We start from the raw sequence: 15,679 nt of genomic DNA, 5'->3' as shown, positions 1-15,679 counted from the left end.
CCCGCGCGCGGGTCTGTAGCACGCTGCGCGTGCTACAACCAGTGATCGGCTTCGCCGATCACGAGGCAGCGTTTCACGCTGCCTGCCATAGGGGCCGCTTCGCGCCCCTATGTGATCCGCTTCGCGGATCACTGTCTTCGCCTGCGGGTAGAGAGATGGATCTTGGTTACAAACCGCCAAGCGGTGCACCCCTGTGGACAACATCATTCCCGCAGGTCAACCGCCGTTTTCAATCATTCCGGCCCTCGGACCCCTCCCGAAGGGACTCGCCGTAACCGCCAAAACGTGCACCCCTTTTCCACACTTTGGAAATCGAACAGAAGGGGGGAGGTGCACCACTTGGCGGTTTCGGTGCTGACCAGCGGAAATGGCACCACCGACACCCTCCTTACTGGAAACCGTTTCCATTTGACTGTTCGAGTAAGGAGCGCCACCAAAGTTTGAACCCTTACCGCCTCGTGCGCACCCCGTGGCGGTTTCGGACCCGAGGGGACTGTTCTCCCTGGTCAGCGCTGAAACCGCCAAGTGGTGCACCCCTTTTCCACAGACTGGACCCGGTGACGAAACCCGCTGTGCGCCCCGTGGCGACGCTCGGGCGCGAGTGCGGACTCTAATGCCGCTGCACACCCGTCCGGCGCGGTAGACGGCCGTACAGGCTGCATTGCGCCCCCGTGTGAGTGATCCGCCTCGGATGCGATCGGACGCCGAGTGTGGGCCGGTCCGGGGCGCCCGGGGTACACAGAGGCGGTTTCGGCCGAGGCCGCGGAGGTGCCGGCCGTCGCGCGAGGGGGCCAACTCGCAAGTTCACTTGTAACTCAACTTGCAGTTGTGTTGAAAGTTGGTAGTGTGGGAACCGCGCCAGTCGCCGCGGTCGGCCGCGGCGGGCCGACTGAAAGGAACCCGAACACATGACCTCGACAACCACCGTGCGGATGCCCGTTGCTGACGCTCTGTTGGCCGGTGCGCCCCGCACCCTGGGTGCGCTCGCCGCTGCCGCTACCGGTTGCGGGTGGGGCGTCATGGTCGAGCGCGACGCAACGGCCGACGCGTGGACGCTCGTTGTGGCGACGCCGTCCGACTCCCGTACGGGCCGCTACACATGGCGCGCGGGCAAGTGGGCAACGGCGAGCCACGGTTACCGCGAAACGGTCACTTGGTATCGGTCCGGCATGGAGTCGCTTCCGGGCGCGGCGGTCGAGACTGTCGTCGAGGAGGTCAAGGTTCCGGTGGGTGACGTCTCGGCCGAGACGCGCGCCGAGGCGGAGGCCGGTGTCGTTGCCGCCCGTGCGGCACTCGACGCGGTCAAGGCCGGACAGAAGGCGGAGGAGGCACTCGCCGAGGCGCGCAAGTGCGCCGACGCTGCGGGTGGATTCCAGCACTCGGCCGAGACGGCGCAGGAGGCGGCCGAGGCCGCGCGTACCTGGGCCGAGGCGGACGCCGAGGCGGACCAGGCCGAGGCGGACGCCAAGGGAGCGGCCGAGGCGGTCGTCGAGTGCAAGCGCGCTTTTCAGCGGGCGCAGCGTGCGGCCAATGAGTGCCGGAAGTACGCCGAGGCCGCTACCGGTGCCCTGTACGAGACCGAGGCGGACCGCGCTTTCGACCGTGCGAAGGATGCGCGGGAGACGGCGCGGGAGTCCCTCGACGCTGCCGAGGAGGCGGCCGAGGCTGCGAAAGAGGCGGCCGAGGCTGCGCGCGAGACGGCCGACGACGAGTGCATGAGGTGCGGCGAATGGCTGTGCGCGTGCCGAGAGATCATGTGCGCGATGCTCGCCCGGTACGGGTCGGGTGCGGCGCGCACGGTCGACCCCGAGGCGGTCCGCATCGGCGAACTGATCATGTCGGACGCCGAGGAGCTTCACGCCGCTGGACAGCTCATGCTGTGCGGTGAGTGGGCCGAGGCCGAGGAGGCTATCGAGCGGGCCGAGGAGGGTCCGGCCGAGGCCGAGGCCGAGGCCGAGGCGCGGCGCGCGGCGGTCCGTGCGGCCGAGGCCGCGGTCGAGCCTGCGGCCCCGGTAGCGACGTGCGACGGCCGGACCGCGCGTCAGTGGGCCGAGGAGGCGGAGGGACACGCGTACCGCGCGGCCGAGGCGTACGAGCTCACGGTGACGGCCGTCCGGCACCGGACCAACATTTATGACGCGATGCCGGTTGAGCGGCTCGACGAGACCGAGGGCAAGCGCGTGCGGGCCGCACTCGCTCGTGTCGCCCGCCGGTCCCGGACCGCGTACGACCTTGAGATTTCTGCGCGGCGTGACTGGTGGGACGGCGCAGAGATCACGGACCCTGCCCGTGCGCGGGACTGCGCCGAGCGTGCGCGCGTGCTGGCCGACGGGTGCGAGTCGGACGCGCGCACGGTCGCCGAGGCTTTCGCGTGGGCCGAGGCCGAGGCCGCGGCGGCGGCCGAGTTGCAGCGCGCGGAGTGGTCCCTCGCGGACGCCGAGGAGCGCTACGAGGCTGCGCGCCGTCCGAACGCGTGGATTGGGGCGCAGGGTGTTGACCGCCGCATCGGGGAGACGAACGCGCTCCGTCTCGTGTGGATCGCGCGGCAGGCTCTTGCGGCGGTCAACGGCGCACCGTTCATCGCGTACCCGACGCTTACCGACCGAGGGACCGTCAAGGGGTGGAGCGTCGGTTACTGCACCGTGAGCAGGTACGCGGGCACGGCCGTGCGCATCGTCGACACGTCCACGGACCAGGATCGGGCCGAGATGATCGCCGAGGCGAAGAACCGCGAACACGCCGCGCGGGTTCTGTGTGAGCGCATGGCCGGTGAACTGGGCATCATGCGAGCCCTGATGGACGACGCACGGCACATGGACACCAAGGTTCCGGGCGCCCGGTACCGGCAGGCGCGCACCGCGCTGGAGACGGCCGAGGAGCTGCACGACCGTGCCGCGCGGGAGCGCGGGACCGAGGCGGCCGACCGTATCGCCCCGGTGGCCGACAAGGTCCGTGCGCTGGGTGCCACGGTGGCGGAGTACGCGCGGGACCGCGAGGAGTGGGCACGGAACCAGCGCGCGGCCGAGGCTGCGCGGGCCGAGGCCGCTCCGGTGTCGGCCCCGACCGAGGCGGCGGTCGAGGAGGCGCCCCGGTACCGATTCGGCCGCCGGGACGCCGAGGGACGCTACCCGGTGTCGGTCGACGGCGCACCGGTCGGGCACGTTTACCGGACGCGCCGCACATGGTGTGCCCTCGGTCTCGACGAGACGCGCCGGACCGACCACACCAGCCGCGCCGAGGCGGCGGCCCGACTCGTCGGGTTGGTCGACGTCCGGGCCGCGGCCGAGGCGGACACCGCGCGCCGGTTGCGGGCCTGCACCGTGGCGCCGGAAGGGTGGCGCGTCGCCACATGGGACGCGGTCGGGCCGGGGGACGTCGTCCGCACCCCGGGGCGGTGCGTGCCGGTCCGTGGCGGGTTCGGGGACGGCGGTCCCCTCTCCCCCGAAACGTGGGGCGCCCCGGTGACCTTGACCGGTGTCGAACGGCTCGACAACGGGTGCGTTGTGGCGCGTGGACGGGAAGGGGACGCGCCAGGGTGGGCCGGTATGGGTGTCCTCCTGTCGACTCCCGCGTACGCCGAGATTGGCCTCCTGGTCCCCGTTGCCGACGTCCCGGCGGCGGTCGAGACGGCGGCCGAGACGGCGGTCGAGGAGGTCCCGGCGGCGGCCCGTCCCGGGGCGGCGGGCTCTGTCGGCGCCCCCCTGTCGCGTCTCCCGCGCGGGGGGAGGGGCCGGGGTGTTCGCGCAGGTCACAGCACGCGACAGGGCACGGCACGACAGGGGGCACGACAGGGCACGCGACAGGCCCCCGGGCGCGCGGGGCGGCCCCTGCAAGCGTACGGGGAGCGGGGCCCGCCGCCCGTATCCGGCCGTTGGGCCGGGTGCCGGCGCTTCCCCGAGAACTTGACAAGGACACTTCAGAAACGACAGAAGGGCCGAGGGTCCGCCCGTGGATTCGTCAGGGAACTTGACAGGGACGCGCCAAGGTAACGACAGGCCGTCCCCTCGTCCGGGCGGGACGTCACCCGTTCGGGGACGCGTTGTCGGTGCGGTGTGCCACGGTGCCGACATGACCCAAACCGACCCGGTCGACCCGGCGGAGTCCCCCCTCGGACTTCCGATCCGCGTTCCGTTGATCCCCGGCGAAACGACGCTCTCTCTCCTCGCTCGCACGGCCGCCGCCAACGGCCCCGATCTGCCTCGGCTCCTGCGGGTCCTCGACGAGGGTCTCGACCTCCCGGCCGAGGGCCTCGACCCGCAGCGCGAGGAGCTCCTCCTCTCCCCTGAGGGCCTCGACCGACTCGCCGTCCTCCTCGACCGCGACGCCGACCAACTGTCCCGAGCTCTCCCCGGTGCGCACCCGGACCGCGTCGCCGACGTCGAGGCCGTATGCGTCGAACCGTGGCCCGACGAGCTCGGCGCCGCTCCCCTGCCGGCCTGCCCGCTGTGCATGGAACCCGGGGCGTGGCTCGCCGCCACTGGTCACCGTTGGCGGCCGTGTCCCTGCGGCCGTCGGTGGCTCGCCGGGGATGACGGCGGGTACCTCGTCGACACCGCCCCCGTCCCCGATCTCGGGTGGGCGCTGCAACGACACCGACAGCTCGTCCACCGCCTGGGGCCCGTCGGTGACGCTCTCCTCGCGGACGCCCATCAAGTGATGCTCTGGTGGTGGGTGTCCATCCCTCGTAGCCGCGGCCCCGGCCGGGATGGCGGGCGAGGCGTCGCCGACGTCTGGCACGCCCGCGAGGAGGCCCTCGGTATGACCCGGCACCGCCGCCGGGTGGCACCCGTCGTCGTCTACCCCGAGGCCGTCACCCTCGCCGAGCTCATGTGGTCATGGGAGGAACAGCGCCGAAAGCGCGTATCGCCTGCGGCCTGGATTGAGGCCGTTGTCGCCGAGCTCGTCCCCGTCGGCACCCTCACCCGGCAAGAGCGTGCACCCCTCGACTACTGGCTAGAGCAGCACCGGCCCGAGACCGCCGGGAAGTCGTCCGGCCGCACGGCCGCTGACCGCCGATGGAACCACCTCCCCGCGCTGCACCGACGGCCGACCGAGCCCGGCCCCTTCCGGGCGCCCTCCTGCCTCATGTGGGTCTACGGCCTGCCCCTAACGTCCGTCACGGCCGTATGCCCCCGGTGCAACGGCCGCGCGCCGAGCTGCCGATGGGTGCCCTACACCGAGTGCACCGGCCTGCCTCGGAAGTAGGACCGCCGCCCGTTCCGCGTCGCACTGTCGGTGCCTTCCGCTACGGTTCTTCCGAGGGCGGAGCCGCCGCCCATACCGCCGCCCGCGCGCCCACGCCGTGCCAGGGCACCGACGGTAGAAGGTCCCTCGGGAAGCCGGTCCGCAGGCAGTGAGCTGACGATCCGTTCCATACCGGGCGGGTGGCGTGGGGACCGAGGCCCGGCACTGGGAGGGCATCGCCATGCCGAAGCGTGACGCCGCACAGAAGCGGGCGCGAGAGATCCAAGACACCGAGGGCATCGGGTATCACGACGCGCTGAACCGGGCGCGCGCCGAGCTCGCCGAGACCGCCACCGACGGGACGCCGACACCCGCCCCGGCCGCCGTGGGGTACGTCCTCGAACCGACCGCCGCCGAGGCCGAGCTCGGCATCACCGCCGAGGAGCTCGGCATCCGGGCACTGCCCGCCGACGCCTCCCCCGAGCGGCGGGCCCGAGCCGAGGCGGTATGGCGGCCCGAGCCGGAACCGGCTCGGCCGTGCCGGTGCTCCGGGCAGTGCCACCACGGCGACGGCTGCGCCGAGGAGTACGCCACCGAGACAGGCGCGGCCGTCGACTGCGGGGGGCGCCTCGTCCACGTCGACCGCTTCCCCGCTTCGCTCTGGGGCATCACGTCATGGTGGGACACCTACCAGTGCGCCGAGTGCGGCGAAGGGGCCGAGGCCTCCGTCGAGCTCCCCGAGCTCCCGTGGGGTGAGCGGCGCCCGAACCCCAACGGCGGCGACGGCTTCACGACGCTCGTCTACGACGGCGTACGGCATCCGAACTTCCCCGGGTTCGACGCCGACGAGGACGAGGAGGAGCTCGACCCCGCCGACTACCCCACGCCCGAAGACGACTACGACCGGTACGACGACGAGGGCCAGGAGCACGAGGAGCCGTTCGCCGAGGAGGACCAGGAGCCCGGACTCGACTACCTCGACGACGGCCCCGAGGGCGACGTCGACCCGCCCGAGGACTACGACGACCGGCCCGGCGAGGACGAGCTCGGCCCGCCCTCGGAAGTGCCGGCCGTCGGTCCGCGGCCCACGGCCGCCGGCTGGTCCCCGGCTTTCGACCTCGACAACGCGCCGCCCTCCGCATGGTGAGCCGCGGCCCCCTCGACCACGACGAGGAGTGCGAACTCCTCATGTACGAGGGCGGGATCTGCACATGCCCCGACGAGGACGAGCTCCCGCCCCGGCGGGACACGTACGACGTGCCGGTGTGGGGCGAGGAGCCCATCACGCATGACGGCCGCCTCGCCGGTCCCGCGCTCGATTACTGAGGGCCCTCCGGGCGCCCTGGGCATAAGTGAGGGCCCCGACGGGTGCGACCCGTCGGGGCCCTCTGCGTGGGCCTCGAAAGACCTTGACTGCCGAACATGTCCGGCAGTGGTGCGCGTGCACGCCTTGCGCGGTTACCGATTTTAGCGTTCCGCCCCTATCTAGGGTGTGCGTTTCGGTAGTCGCGCTACACCTCGGCGGACAACTGCAAGTTGAATTGCAACTCGGATTGAGGGTGGCGCCCGGCGGGACGGCTCACGCGGGGCGGGTGGGCCGTATGTCTCCAGCTCACAGAACATGCGCACTCGTCATAACCCCTGCTGGGAGGGGGGTGCATCGTTTGGCGGTTTCGGTTCCGAGGGGGTGCACCACTTGGCGGTTTCGGGGGTGACCTGCGGTTTCTCGGTGTCCCGGCAGGTCGGCGCGGGCCCCGTCTGCACCCGGTGGCGGTTTCGGCGTCGGGAGGCTTGCCAGCCGTCTGCAACTTGTAACCACACTTGCAATTCACCTACAACTAATGCTAAGGTGGGGGCCCGCATAAACGGAGAGGGGAACCGTCATGGCCGACGCCGCAGACGTCGAGGCGCAGAGCACGGCCCGCACGGTGATCACTGAGGAGCGGTACGCCTCGGTCGTCAAGTCCACCCGCGACAGCCTCGGTAAGTGGGCGCAAGCCATGGGCGAGGAAAAGGTCGAGGAGTTCGTGACAACCGTCCTCGCGGGTGTCGGCTTCCTGACCCCGGCACCGGAGCCCGAGCCGGACCAGTGCAGCGCGATGTACCCCGACGAGGTCGGCGACTGGTGGCAGTGCCAGGAGGAGCCGGGCCACGACCCGGCCGACGGCCACGACTCGGGCGAATGGTCCTGGCCCCACGACGCACCGGAGGCGGTGCCGCCTCGCGCGTGAGACATGCCGGCAGCACCGCGGCCCCGGAACTCCTCGGAGCTCCGGGGCCGTCGCGGTTCCTGCGGTCTCTCCAATTGGAGAGAAACGGGCGGGTCAGTCCCGCCAGATGCCGGGCGGAGTGTCCTCGGCCGGTAGGTGCTTGTCGCAATAGAACGACGTCCCGCGCTTCTCGTCGTCAACCTTCCAGATCACGAGCTCGTCGCATGGTGCGGCCTCCTCGCCCTCGGCCGGGACCGCGCAGCGCGGCGCCCACGCCTTCGAGGCCGGGTGGCCCTTGAGGCGCCGCTCGGCCGTGCGAACGAACTTGGAGCGGGGTGACGGCCGCCACTCGAACCGGTCCACGCCCCGGCTTATGTGCTCCGCGTGCTGCGCCTCGATCCGCTCGGAAAGGAGCTGGAGCGACGGCGCGCCGTTGCTCACGGCGAGCTCGACGGCGACGGCGAGCACGGCCGAGGAGTCGAGCGGCACACGGTGCCCGAGCGAGAGGTATCCGGCCCACTCGTCGAGCGTCGCCGCCACCGAGGCCGGGACGAGCGCCGAGACGCGCACGGGCGGCGGGGTGCTTGACTCGTCCCCTTCGCCGTTCCGCTCCCGGTCCTCGTCGGCACCCTCGGTCTTCTCTCCATTTGGAGAGGAATCCGCGGGTGCCGGCGCCTTGGCCATGACGCGGCGGGCGGCCTCCCGTACGACGGCGACGGCCTCCTCGGTGTCCTCGGGGAGCTCGGCCGGGAGCTCCTTCCGGATCTCGACGAGCACGGCCCCGGTGACCTTCCGGCCGCCTTCCTCGGATGCCTTGTCCGCGCTGCGGTAAAGCTCGACCGCGGGACGCGTCCCGATCTCCTTCTCGATCTTCCGCAGGGGGCGGACGTGGCCCTCGGGCGGGGTGCTCGACGTCGCGGCGGCCACCGCCAGAGCGAGGGGCGCGCCGTCCATCCATCGCCGGGCGTGCGCGGGTGACTTGCCGGTGACCGCCCGCGCGTACTCGTCGAACGTCTTGCCCTGGTCCACCCGGTGAAACTTGCCCTTGGCCGCCACCGTCAGGGCCTTGCCGATCACCCAGATTGCGGCGTCACCGGCTGCGAGGGCGGCGTGAATGACGCTCTCGGTTACGGCCCGCTGCCGGGCCTCGGTCTCGTCGAGCGGGGAACGGTCATCCTCGGGGATCTCCCGGACGTCGTCGAGGTCCGGGAGCTGGTCGGCGAGCTCTGCCACACCGGACACGGCCGACGTCAGGTCGGGCAGGTGCGCGGCGTTGTTCTTGACTGCCCGGTTCCCCTTGCGGGCCCGGTTGAGGAGGTCGGCGCGGTTCGTCGTCTGCACCGTCACGCGGCTGCCTCCTTGGCGAGCTCGACGGCGAGGAGGTCCATCGGCGAACCGGCAACGAGCTGCGGTTCGAGGCCGTACGACTGGCCGTAACCGTCTTCCTTGTCCACGCGCGGAATGCGGGTCTTGAGCACGGTGAACCCGCCGCCGGTCAGGTCCCGGTACGTGGTGTCAGCGGCCTTGGCCGAGGCGTTCGTCAGGGTCAGGCAGATGACGAGGCGGGGGAAGTGGGCGCCGACCTCTTCGAGGTGGTCGATCGCCGCGAGGACGGAACCGGCGCGGTTCATCTCCATACGGGTCGGGGGGAGCGTCAACACTGCGAGGTCGACGCCACTCAAGACGGCGAAGTGCATGTTCCCGGCCTTGCGGTTCCACGCCCCGGTGTCGACAGCCAGGAGGCCGCCCTCGGGGGTGTACTTCACGAGCTGGTCGCGGACCTTGGAGCGGTTCGGCGCCGGGTACACCGGCCCGCCGAGGTCGGCCTCGTCCGACCACTCCAGGAGGCTGCCCTTTTCCTCGTCGCCGGGCTCGTCGGCGTCCATGGCCGAGGCCGGGATGCCGGACGCGTTCCAGTGCTTGAGCATGTGGGCGATGATCGTGCTTTTGCCGGTGCCGCCCTTGCCGACGAACGCGATCCTGCGCCCCTGATCGGGGATCACCACGGGGGGTGTGAGAGTCGTCATGCGATGACGTTAGCCCGTGATCAAGCGTGCGCGGCACGGGTTAACCGAGCGGGTCGGCGTGCGGGCCGAGTCGACGGGTCTCCCCCGGCCTCAACCGCCGTACGCGTCACGGCACAACGCCGCGAGGCTCGGGTCGGTGACGCCCTGCGCGGCCCGGCATACGTCCCTCATGCCGTACTCGGCCGAGCTCGGCGCCCGCTCCGGGATGCGTGGCGCCGGGTGCGCAGGGCGCGGCGCAGGCCGTCGGACCGGCGCCGGGCGTTCCCGGCGAGGCGGTGCCGGCGGGCGGACCGTCCGGGGCTCAGCGAGCCGACGCTCGACCCGTGCCGAGGGCGTTCCGGCGGGCGCGCGGCGCTGCGGCCGGGGCGGAGCGGCGGACACCGAAGAGGGCGCGGGACCGGTCGTAACGAGCTCCTCGACGGCCGGGGCCTGCCTGACCTCGGCCGCGGTGAACGCAGGCACCGGTACGGGCGCGGCGGGCCGGTGGCGTGGGGTGGAAGCCCTGCCGTCAGCGGGGGAGACGGACACGCACCCGGCAGTGGCCAGGAGGGCGAGGGCTGCGGCGGCGAGGCCGATCACGGGGCGGTGCACCCGCTCACCGTGCCCGATCACCGGGCCCTCGTCGCCCCGCCGCGCTACGGTCCACCGGTACGGGTGACAGGGCGCCCCGCCGCCCTGTACGGCCCCCTGTCGCGCCCGTCGCAGGCCCGGGGAGGCGGGGGAGTCTCCGCAGGTCACAGGGCGCGACAGGGGGCCGCGCGACACGGCACGCGACACCGGCCGCCCGCCCGCCCGGAAGTGCCGGCCGCGCCTGCCCGCAAGGGCTGGGGCGAGCTCGGCCCGACGCGCCGGGGCCGGTGAGGCGAGGGCCCCGACCGTCGCCTCGGCCGGGGCGAGCTCGTCGGCCTGGTCCTCGACGAGCTGCGCGACGGCGGCCTCGGCCGGACGACGGGCAGGATCGTAGATCGAGGCCAGACGCGCGAGCTGTTCGCCGATCCCCCGCGTACCGGCGAGCGGCGCGTCAAGGTCGGGGAACGCCTCGCGGGCGAGGTCGACGTACGCCCGGCCGCCGAGCACCGTCACGGCCGCCCCCGAGATCCCGAGCTCGTGCGCCTGCTTGCGCAGCGTCTCGCCATCCACGGTGCCCGGGTCACCGGCCCGCAGCTCGTACGTGATGATCCACTCAGTGAGCTCGACGAGGCCGTGTTTCGCGGACAGGATCAGCACTCGGCCGGACCGGCCGCCGCGAGTGAGGGCGTCGGCGGCCCGACGCGCCGCCCGGTGATAGCTCCCGACGTACATCTCGCCAGCCGGGAGGACGGGAACCGGCTCGCCCTTGCGCAGGCCGTCAGTCCACACAGCCTTGCGACCACCGCACGGAACGATCACGACGCGCTCGCGCTCCTCGCGCGCCGCCCGCCGCCGCCCCGCCTCGGTGATCCGGACCGTACCCGGGTTCGGCTTGAGCGAGTCGGCGATCCGGACACGAGGACCGAAGTTGTAGCGCGGCACCCACTCGACGTATCCGGCGGCCTCAAGAGCCGCGAGCGTCCGCAGGTTGCAGCCGTTCGGGAAGTGCCCGGCGGGGTGCGCGGCGGCGGTGTGCAGCCAACGCCGCTGTACCCGGGTGAGGGGCGCCTCGACGAGCTCCTCGTCCTCCTGGTCCTCGACGACGTCCTCGGCCGCGGCCTCCTCGACCGGCTCCTCGTCGGCGGGGAGCTCCTCGCCGCCGAGCGCGGCGAACAGGCGGGCGCTGCGCCGGGCCTGCGCGTCGTACAGCTCGCCGAGCTCGCGCTCGAACGCCACGGCGGCCGGGTCGGGCGTGCGGTCGGCGCGGGCGAGGATCTCCTCGGCCTCGGCCTGGTCGTGCATCGCGCGCAGCTCGACCGGACCCTCGGCCTTGGCGACGTCGTACGCCACGGCGCGCGCCTGGTCCCACATCGGGCGGGACGAGTCCAGCGGCAGGGGCGGCAAGCCGGTGATGCCGAGGTAGTCGGCCACGGCCGCGAACGCCTCGGCGCGGAACCGTGCGGCGTAGGCGCGGCGCCCGCCGGCATCGACGTATTCGAGCGCTTCCTCGGCGGCCACGCTGCGGGCCCACCGGCCGTAGACGCGGGCGGCCTTGGTGGCGAGGGCCTCGACGCGGGCGAGGTAGCGCGGGACGGCGGACAGGAACCGGGCGAGGCGCTCGGGATCGCCGGACAGGTCGAGGCGCAGCTCGTCGGGCGTCGGCGCGGGGGCGTCCGGGCTCGCCGGGTTGTAGTGCAGCGTCCGCCAGGGGTGCCGGGCCGTCACCTTGTAGATGACCGCCAGGCGGCGCGCGGCGGCGGCGCGCGGCTTGCCCTTCCCGGCTGCGCGGGGGAAGTCGAGGCGAGCCTCTCCTCGGCCGTGGTGGTCGACGGCGATCCCGGTCCGGGTGACGTACTCGGTAGGCATTCGGTGCGGCTCCTCGTCGATGTGCTGCGGTCCGACCACCCTCCCATACTCGAAAGTCAACTACAAGTCATGCTGCAAGTTGTGTTGAGTCTTCGGGTATGACAACGGGGCGGGGCCCGACGCGTCGCGCCGGACCCCGCCCCGTTGTGCCGTCAGTTGGCCGTGATGCGCTGACGCGCGTGGCTCCGGAGTCCCTCCGGGTCGGTGGCCACGCGGCCGGAGTCCGTGACCCACGCGTAACCGCCGCCAACGCGGAATGTCCAGCCGCCGGGAGCACGCTCGAACCCTTCCGCCTCTGGCCAGACTTCCCGAGCGCTCTCGGCTGCGGCTTGTTCCTGCATGGTCTTCCCTCTCTGTTGACTCGCGGGTGACTATTCGCCGTCACGGACGGCGTCGCGGCCCTCTTTGATGAACCGGCCGGGGTTCGCCCGCTTCGCGGTCATGTCCCGGTACCACTGCATGGGCTGCACGCCCTCTTGCTTCACGAACCCGGGATTCGGGCCGAGGCGGAACGCACCCGGCAGCGGGCTCCCGTCCTCCTTGCGGGCCATCACGGCAAGGGCCGTCGGCTGCGCCGAGGGGTAGATCACGCAGTCCGCCAGGACGGCGAGCGGGACCAGGCCGACGGCGTTCCAGACCTTGACCATCTTCCTGTGCTGCCCGACGCGCGAGGCGCTGATCACGGCCGCGCGGATATCGGGGCGCCAGGTCGGCCGCTTGAGCGCCGCCCACGGGGCGTTGCGCCCCTCGCGCTTGGTGCTGCCCTGCGGCCTCTCGCGCATCTTGCCGATGCCGCCCTTTGCCGTGGCCTTGATCGCGGACAGGAGCGCGACGGCCTCGGGGTCACGGGCCTTGACCGTGGCCATAGCGTCGATGAACGCCGCCTCGTCCATGTCCTCGGTGATGCCGAGATCGGCGAGCGTGTCCATGTACGCCGCGCGAAGGCGGTTGTGCCACAGGTCGAGGTATCCGCCGGCATCCGGGCGCAGCCACGCCGCGAGCGGCCGAACCTCGATCCCGAGCTCTTGCGCGTACGCCAGGGTCGGCGTCGCGTACCAGGCCGGGCCGGACGGCGGCCGTCCGTCCGGGGTGAACGGCGAGGGGAAGTGCTCGGGGAGCTCGCGCCACTGCTTGGTGCGGAGATCCTTGGTGCGCAGTTTGGCGCCGGACAGGTCGACCAGCCACGCGCCGGGGAGTTTCTTATCGAACGCCGGGCCGTCGGTGTAGACCGCCTCGCCGAGTCCGACCGTGAGCCTGTTCGCTGCGGCGAGAAACGCCGTGTTCACGTCGAGGCCGACCACGTACGGGAGCGCGGCCTCTTCCTCGGTGGCCTCGCGGTACCAGTTGAGGGCCTCCTCGACGAGGACGTGAGCCGGGCTCTTTGACTCCTCGCGGGTGCGCTCGGCCGCGATCGGGTGCTCGTCGGGAGCCTCGGGCGGCGCGGGGTCCACGGCCCTGTGCAGCGAGCCGGGCACCGGGACACGGCGCATACGACCGGTGCCCCGGTCGAACTTGGCCACCGTCGGCGGCCGTACGGCCGTCATCAGGGACAGGCTGCATCCGGCGGTCGAGCCGGTCGGGCTGATGACCCGCTCGGCGTACAGGCCGAGGGTGTACGCCAGGGCGCCGGGATCGGCGGCGACGCATTCCATGTCGCCCCACCGCATGTTGTCGCTGAAAGCACCCCATGGGACCACCGCGACGTGCACCTCGGTCCGGTCGCGGAACAGGAAGGACCAGCCACCGAGGCCCGCACGGCTGAGCGTCCACCCGGCCTCGGTCAGAGCCTTGACGGCCGGATCGTCGTCGGGCACCCGCAGGCGCTTGCGGTCGTCCAGCCGGGGCGGGAGGCCGAGGAACTCGACGGCGGACTCAGTCAGGACCAGGAGAGGCCCGGTGTCCTCGCCGTACTGCGACAACTTGGCCGCGCCGAGGCCGTACCCGAGGGCCCAATCGGCGGCCGTCGCAAGGTCGGTGACCTCGCCCGGCAGGTCGATGCGCTGCACGTTCGGGAGGTCGGCGACGAGGCCGCCGTCGGCGGCGGAAAGGACGGCCAGGGGAGCGGCGTAGGTCTTCTCGGTCATTGTCGTCATCCCCTGTAGTCGAACTCGATGTAGTCGATATCCGTGAGCTCGATCCCGAGCTCGTCCTCGTTGGCGGCCGTGCCGGGGGTGTAGAAGTACGGCGACACCGCCTTAGCCGCGAGCTCGTTTAGCTTGGCCTCGTCCCCGTTGCGCAGGGCCTCGAACACCTCGGGAATCAGCTCGGGCGGAACCTCCTCGGTGAGGCGCCGCATCCGGGGGTCATCCGTCGTGCCGGCGTCCGCCGTGAACCCCACCGCGGCCCGGGTCTCGATGACGAGGCCGCGCTCCTGGGCTTCCTTCTGCGCCTTGGCGGTGACGCGTGGCTGATGCTCCTTGCGCACCTCGCTTTCGAGGCGGCCGAGGGTCTCGGGCTTGCTGTTCTCGATCTTCCGCTCGCCCTTGACGAGGCGCTGAACCTGACGACGTGAGACGCCGAGGCGCTCGGCGACCTTGGCCGTGTTGCCCTTCTCGCGGCGCAACAGGGCGTTGAACCGGCCCCGAGGAGTCTTGGGAATGTCGCGGGTCTGGAACTTGGCGCGCAGTGCGCTAAGGATCTTCACTGTGCTCTCTCCTCTCAGGCCGAACGGTGCAGCGGACGAACGTCGCGGGTGTCGTGCTCCGAACCGGCCTCAAGGCAGACGCCGCCGCCACACAACACGCGGTGACTCGCGGGCGCAGTCGTCCACGTGGTGTTACGGCACACCGAGCACTCGGCGAGGCGCCGGTATCCCTCGCCCGTGAAGGACTCCTGAGCGGGGATCAAGTAGCGCTGACCGCGCAGCTTGCCCAAGAGCTTGTGCAGGTAGCCGTTCGGGTTGAACGCGTGTCGGTCCTCGCTCGCATCAAGGGCCTTGAGGATCGCCTCCTCGGGCCACCCGGCCCGCAGGACAAACCCGACGGCCGTCTCGGCGTTGAACCGCTCCTCGGGAGAGACACCGACATACCAGCGGACGCGGTCGATGATCTGCGCCGCCCGACCCGGGACGAGGGCACGCTCCTCGTCGGTGAGGGGGCGGGCATAGAACCCGCTCATCAGCTCGAACCGCGAGGGCTTGCGGCCTCCCTTGAACTTCCCAGTGCCCTCGTCGGGTACGGGCACGATGCGGAACCGGATGTAGTCCCACTCGACGAGGTGGGGTCGGTGCCGCTCGATGGACCGCACCGACACCCCGGCGGCGGCGGCGAGCTCGGCCGGGGCGATCTGGCCGCGCCAGCCGAACCCCGCCAGAGCAACAAGGCACTTCGCGCACGTGGGGTCGGGAGCGAACACCGGGTCAGACTCGATGACGCGCCGGGCCCACTCGACCGCGCCGGGGAGCTGCGGTTGAGCGACTGTGGGAATGCCGGGGATCGGGGTCCGCCGGTCGGCGTCGAGGCGCCCGCGCTGGAACAGGTTGGAGAGGTGGTTTTGTGTCGCCCTCTTCTTGAGGCCGACCAGGTTCCCGAGCTCCTCGGTAGTGATCGAGTTCTCGTTCTCGGGATCGGCTTTCTGTCGGTCCTCAAGTACCGCAAAGATCCTGCGGCACATGGGGCAGTTATCCGGGCTAATCGCCCGATGTGCTGCCACGAATTGGCCTTTCCGGCCCGCTGCGGTGTGACCTTCGGGGAGGCGTGGGTACACTCGCAGGAGACCTATGCGTGGTCATGCGGTAAGCCTCATCGGTCGGGAGCTGGTAACTCCCGAAGTAGTCCGGTGGGGCTTTCCGCATCTTGGATCGGTTGTGTGCGGGCTACAGCC

At 71.7% G+C, this 15,679-nt stretch carries 11 protein-coding genes; 5 read left to right on the top strand and 6 right to left on the bottom strand.

Annotation, left to right across the window (positions count from 1 at the left end):
* The first annotated feature begins 908 nt into the window (after window positions 1-908).
* From HNQ79_RS31770 to HNQ79_RS31750, 5 genes are all read left to right on the top strand, one after another.
* Entirely contained in the window at window positions 909-3,989 is a 3,081-nt protein-coding gene (locus HNQ79_RS31770) for a hypothetical protein (RefSeq protein ID WP_185036454.1), read from the top strand.
* 79 nt (window positions 3,990-4,068) lie between these two features.
* Window positions 4,069-5,205: a TniQ family protein gene (locus HNQ79_RS31765; RefSeq protein WP_185036453.1), complete on the top strand. Its 1,137-nt coding sequence runs from the start codon at window positions 4,069-4,071 to the stop codon at window positions 5,203-5,205.
* A gap of 220 nt (window positions 5,206-5,425) precedes the next feature.
* On the top strand, window positions 5,426-6,331 hold the full coding sequence (locus HNQ79_RS31760) for a hypothetical protein (protein ID WP_185036452.1): 906 nt from the start codon (window positions 5,426-5,428) through the stop codon (window positions 6,329-6,331).
* A complete protein-coding gene (locus HNQ79_RS31755) occupies window positions 6,325-6,510 on the top strand; it encodes a hypothetical protein (RefSeq protein WP_185036451.1) in 186 nt (61 codons plus the stop codon). The genes HNQ79_RS31760 and HNQ79_RS31755 overlap by 7 nt, the downstream gene beginning before the upstream one ends.
* 557 nt (window positions 6,511-7,067) lie before the next feature.
* Window positions 7,068-7,415: a hypothetical protein gene (locus HNQ79_RS31750; protein ID WP_185036450.1), complete on the top strand. Its 348-nt coding sequence runs from the start codon at window positions 7,068-7,070 to the stop codon at window positions 7,413-7,415.
* A 93-nt stretch (window positions 7,416-7,508) separates the two neighbouring features.
* On the opposite strand, the gene HNQ79_RS31745 is transcribed toward HNQ79_RS31750, so the two are convergent.
* The 6 genes from HNQ79_RS31745 to HNQ79_RS31720 all read right to left on the bottom strand — a co-directional run bounded on the left by HNQ79_RS31745 (window position 7,509) and on the right by HNQ79_RS31720 (window position 15,469).
* Complete coding sequence (locus HNQ79_RS31745; RefSeq protein ID WP_185036449.1) at window positions 7,509-8,741, bottom strand: hypothetical protein; 1,233 nt, start codon at window positions 8,739-8,741, stop codon at window positions 7,509-7,511.
* Complete coding sequence (locus tag HNQ79_RS31740) at window positions 8,738-9,421, bottom strand: hypothetical protein (RefSeq protein ID WP_221508348.1); 684 nt, start codon at window positions 9,419-9,421, stop codon at window positions 8,738-8,740. The genes HNQ79_RS31745 and HNQ79_RS31740 overlap by 4 nt, the downstream gene beginning before the upstream one ends.
* 90 nt (window positions 9,422-9,511) lie before the next feature.
* A complete protein-coding gene (locus HNQ79_RS31735) occupies window positions 9,512-11,857 on the bottom strand; it encodes a DUF6884 domain-containing protein (RefSeq protein WP_185036448.1) in 2,346 nt (781 codons plus the stop codon).
* A gap of 371 nt (window positions 11,858-12,228) precedes the next feature.
* Complete coding sequence (gene tap, locus HNQ79_RS31730; RefSeq protein WP_229923759.1) at window positions 12,229-13,950, bottom strand: telomere-associated protein Tap; 1,722 nt, start codon at window positions 13,948-13,950, stop codon at window positions 12,229-12,231.
* Window positions 13,947-14,501, bottom strand: a complete 555-nt coding sequence (gene tpg / locus HNQ79_RS31725) for a telomere-protecting terminal protein Tpg (RefSeq protein WP_185036447.1) — start codon at window positions 14,499-14,501, stop codon at window positions 13,947-13,949. The genes tap and tpg overlap by 4 nt, the downstream gene beginning before the upstream one ends.
* A 14-nt stretch (window positions 14,502-14,515) precedes the next feature.
* Window positions 14,516-15,469 (bottom strand): hypothetical protein, encoded by a 954-nt coding sequence (locus HNQ79_RS31720; RefSeq protein WP_185036446.1) that lies wholly within the window; start codon window positions 15,467-15,469, stop codon window positions 14,516-14,518.
* Window positions 15,470-15,679: the final 210 nt, after the last annotated feature.

It is taken from the genome of Streptomyces candidus (genome assembly GCF_014207445.1).
Lineage (GTDB): Bacteria > Actinomycetota > Actinomycetes > Streptomycetales > Streptomycetaceae > Streptomyces > Streptomyces candidus.
The sequence above is the reverse complement of the archived record's forward strand: the minus strand, read 5'-3'. Positions and strand labels throughout refer to the sequence as shown.